Here is a 3173-nt window from a genome sequence, read left to right as displayed (position 1 = left end):
TTGTCCAGCGCTTCGATAAGCATGTCGTGATGGGCTTGATCTGTCTCACCCCCGTCACGGGCAACCGCAACCAGGCTGTACAGGTGATCACAGGACCGCAACAGCAGCTGAATCAGCGGCTCGCTTAGCTCCATCCGGTTGGCCCGGACTTCATCAAAAACAGTCTCAAATCTGTGGGCAAATGCCACCAACTCGTCCAAGCCAAATGCGCCCGCGCCACCCTTGATCGAGTGAACCGCGCGGAAGACCGCATTGACTACCTCTGGATCTTGATCGCCTCCTTCGATGGCGCTCAGACCCTCATCCGTTGCTTCAAGGAGTTCTTCGCACTCCTCAAAGAAGGTATCCTGAATAGACCCAGACATCTTATGCCGCGGCTCCTGTCACGCGCTTCAGCGCGAAAATCAGAGAGGCGTCGTCAAAAGGTTTGGTGATCCAGCCGGTGGCACCTGCGGTGCGGGCCCGTGCTTTCATCTCCGGAGCGCTTTCCGTGGTCAGAACCAGGATTGGAACCTTGGAATTGATACCGGTGCCGCGCAGCTCTTCGATCACGCCAAAACCGTCCAGGTTGGGCATGTTGATGTCAGTGATGACAACATCAGGAGCCACGTCATCGTACATATCGACGCCTTCGCGGCCGTCCACTGCACTTACATACTCAAAACCAGCCTCTTCCAGGGTGGCTGCAAGCAGATTCCGGATGGTGCGGGAATCATCGATTGCCAATACTTTGGTTTTCATGCTGTTACCTCGTCTTCAAATCGGTTGGGCTCTAAACCCAAGAGCGTCAGGGACTTGCGGCAGGAATCGTTGATGTGGGTTACCGCGAACCCCAGTTCTTCAGAGCGCCACTGTTGCTCGGCGCTGAGCAGCAGTTGAAGGCAGCGCGATGGCATGGCCGTTACATTACTGCAGTCGACTTCGACTGCGGCAGAACGAGCCCCGCCTAGAAAAGCTGCAAGCGGAGTCAATTCCGCGAATGCATTTGGCAATTCCAAAAGGTGTTTCTGCGTTTCTGTGGTCATCTTCCGCGATTCTCACCCCCATTGTCGGTGACATGTTTGTATTCGATGGGTTCATGATTAGGCTGTTGGGCTTAACAATTGATTGCTGTGGGCCGCCGGAAAAGCGGTTTTATGCAATTGGGAACCAGGGATAATTCCGTATTTTCCTAAAGTTTTCCGGTTCCTTCAGCTTCCGGCACTTTGGGAATGAATGATTTTGTAAAATCGAGGAAGGCAGAGGTCGCGCAAAAGTACCGTATATATAGGCGCCATTCCGTGAGCGGCATCGGAGGCCTAATTTGGGCAAGGGATTGGGGGCAAAATTTGCCCTGTTGTTTCAAAAAACTGCAATTGATCTCGAAAATTGAAGGGATTGATGGGCCTTGTAAGCCGCAAATTAACATCTCTTGGGCAATCTGGCGCTTAACACCTTGCGGTTTGCCGCAGACGAAGCCTCAGGAGAATGAAATGCAGGGTCTGAGATCTCTCAAGATTGCCTATAAGCTGCCACTTTTTGTGGTCGGCTTTGGGGCGCTGCTGACAGCTATTATTGTAACGATCAGCACGATCAACTTTCAAAAAAGCGCTTTCAAGCAAGCCGAAAACCAGTTCGAATCCTTGGTTGCAGGCCGCAAAACAGCGTTCATGTCACTGATCCGGGGGATCAACGCTGATCTGCTGACTCTGACGGCCACGCCATCAACGGCCACAGCGATACAACGTCTGTCCGCAGCCTGGAGCAACCTGGGCGCCGAGGCTTCAGACACTGCCCGGAATACCTACATAACTGAGAATCCCTTTCCTGCAGGTGAGCGACACAACCTGGATCGGGGCAAACAGACGATTCCCTACAATATTCATCACTCAAAGTTTCACCCAGCCTTTCGGACCTTGCTGACGGCAAAAGGCTACAGTGATGCCTTCCTGATCAGCATGCCTGGAGATGTGATCTATAGTGTTTTCAAAGACGACGACTATGGAACAAACCTGATGAAGGGGCCCTACAAGGACAGCGATCTTGGGGTATTGTTCCGTAAAGCGCTGGAAGTCGAAGTCGGCCAGGTAATCTTTTCGGATGTAAGAGCCTACGAGCCTAGCGGCGGTAAACCTACCGTTTTTGGGGCTACCAAAATCGTTTCAAACTCGGGTCAAACCGTGGGCGTGATGGTGCTTCAGATTCCAGTGGATATGATCAATGCCATTGTGAACGATGGCCAAGGTATTGCCGATAGCGTTGAGATTTTCTTGGCCGGTCCAAATTTGATGGCGCGCTCCCAATCCCGCTTTGAGGATGGCCACTCTGTCCTGGAACAACTACCTGCTTCTGACCACCTGACACAGGCTTTGGGAGGAAACGGAGCCTTCACCACTGAAGCAACCGGCCTGCGTGGGCAGCCTGTTGCTGCTTATGCGGAACATATCCCACTCACGAACGGCACCTGGGTTATCGCGATCGAGCAGGACCGCGAAGAGTTGCTGGCGCCGGTGGTTCGCGATCGCAATATCCTTTTGCTTGCTTCATTGGCGGGGGCGGCTCTGATGTCGATCCTGGGTTGGCTCTTTGCCGGCACGATCACCCGGCCTCTAGACCGGATCTGCCGGAGCATGGACGCCGTTTCATCTGGCAACCTGGATACCGATGTTCCCGAGGCCGAGCGCGGCGATGAAATAGGCAAGATTGGCAAGACTCTGGTTTCGATGCAGGAAGATCTGCAGCAGGCCAGAATTGCCGAAGAACAGCGGGCCGAATTGCAGCAGGAACAGCAAATCGTTGTTGAAAACCTGAGTGCGGGACTTGTGCGCCTGTCCGAAGGCGATTTCTCTTTGCCCATTGAACAGGTCTTTTCTGGTGAACATGAAAAACTGCGTCAGAACTTCAATCAAACCATTGAAACCCTGAGCGGCACTGTTTCGCAGGTCATCGATGCTTCGAGTTCCATCCAGAACGGCGCTGCTGAGATCAGCAAAGCTTCCGATGATCTGTCGAACCGCACCGAAAGCCAGGCGGCGACTTTGGAAGAGACCGCGGCAGCTCTGGATGAGCTCACCGCCAGCGTGAAATCCGCCGCCGAAGGCGCGCGCAGCGTTGAAGCCACCATGGAGGCCGCCAAACAGGAGGCCGAAGTCAGTGGCGAAGTGGTGCAAAGCGCGGTTTCGGCGATGACCGAA

At 53.9% G+C, this 3173-nt stretch carries 4 protein-coding genes; 1 reads left to right on the top strand and 3 read right to left on the bottom strand.

The window, feature by feature from the left end; translation table 11 throughout:
• From ABJP42_RS20360 to ABJP42_RS20350, 3 genes are all read right to left on the bottom strand, one after another.
• A partial coding sequence (locus ABJP42_RS20360) for an Hpt domain-containing protein (RefSeq protein WP_348343741.1) occupies positions 1-365 on the bottom strand: 365 nt, incomplete at its 3' end.
• Position 366: 1 nt separating this feature from the next.
• Positions 367-741, bottom strand: coding sequence for a response regulator (locus tag ABJP42_RS20355; RefSeq protein WP_348343739.1), 375 nt, complete (start codon positions 739-741; stop codon positions 367-369).
• Positions 738-1025, bottom strand: coding sequence for an STAS domain-containing protein (locus tag ABJP42_RS20350; RefSeq protein ID WP_348343737.1), 288 nt, complete (start codon positions 1023-1025; stop codon positions 738-740). The genes ABJP42_RS20355 and ABJP42_RS20350 overlap by 4 nt, the downstream gene beginning before the upstream one ends.
• 255 nt (positions 1026-1280) lie before the next feature.
• Between ABJP42_RS20350 and ABJP42_RS20345 the strand changes: the two genes are divergently transcribed.
• Positions 1281-3173 (top strand): HAMP domain-containing protein (locus ABJP42_RS20345; RefSeq protein ID WP_348343735.1); only part of this gene is annotated, 1893 nt, incomplete at its 3' end.

The sequence above is a fragment of the Pseudophaeobacter sp. genome (assembly GCF_039971195.1).
GTDB lineage: Bacteria > Pseudomonadota > Alphaproteobacteria > Rhodobacterales > Rhodobacteraceae > Pseudophaeobacter.
This window is presented reverse-complemented; position numbering and strand designations above follow the sequence as displayed.